This is a genomic window from Planomonospora antibiotica (assembly GCF_014647955.1).
Classification (GTDB): Bacteria; Actinomycetota; Actinomycetes; order Streptosporangiales; family Streptosporangiaceae; genus Planomonospora; species Planomonospora parontospora.
In genome coordinates this window covers 1-757 of record NZ_BMQE01000157.1, presented here as the reverse complement: position 1 = coordinate 757, position 757 = coordinate 1, and the positions used below count along the sequence as shown (strand labels likewise).

The following is a 757-nucleotide window of genomic DNA, read 5'->3' as shown; positions in this document are numbered from 1 at the left end:
GCCGTCAAGGCCCGAGCGTGCCCTGACCTGTCAGGTCCGCGCATCATGGATGTCCTTCCCGGCTTTGTCGGCGCCAGCCGATATCGTGGTGCTGTCGTTACCGAACGTGAGGGGAGGTGGGTTTGCGCAGGTCGTACACGTTCCTGCTGCGTCCCACCGCCAAGCAGGCCGCCGCGCTCACCGCGTGCCTGGAAGACCACCGGCAGCTCTACAACGCCGCCCTGGAACACCGCCGCACCGCCTATCGCAAAGCCGCCGTGACCGTTCGGTACGGCGACCAGTCCGCCGACCTCAAACACATCCGCGCCGACGACCCCGGCGGTCAGGGCCGCTGGAGCTTCTCCTCCCAGCAGGCCACCCTGCGCCGCCTCGACAAGGCGTTCCGCGCGTTCTTCGACCGGGTCAAGGCCGGGCGCGCGCCGGGTTTTCCCCGGTTCAAGGGCCGCGGCCGGTTCGGCACCGTCACCTGGCCCAAGGACGGCGACGGCTGCCGGTGGGACTCCCAGCCCGAGCACCCGACCGCCGCGTTCGTGCGGCTGCAGGGCGTCGGGCATGTCCGGGTGAACCAGCACCGGCCAGTCAGGGGCCGGGTCAAGACGATCAGCGTGAAGCGGGAGGGCTCTCGCTGGTACGTGGTGCTGTCGTGCGACGAGGTGCCCGCCCAGCCGCTGCCCGCCACCGGCGCGGTGGCCGGGATCGACCTGGGCGTCGCCTCGCTGGTCACCACCAGCGACGGCACACACGTGGCCAACCCGCG

General features: G+C 71.2%; 1 protein-coding gene. It reads left to right on the top strand.

What is annotated here, in order from left to right; all coding sequences use genetic code 11:
* Nucleotides 1-116: 116 nt before the first annotated feature.
* The coding region (locus tag IEZ06_RS35905; RefSeq protein ID WP_229799190.1) for an RNA-guided endonuclease InsQ/TnpB family protein at nucleotides 117-757 on the top strand (641 nt) is incomplete at its 3' end.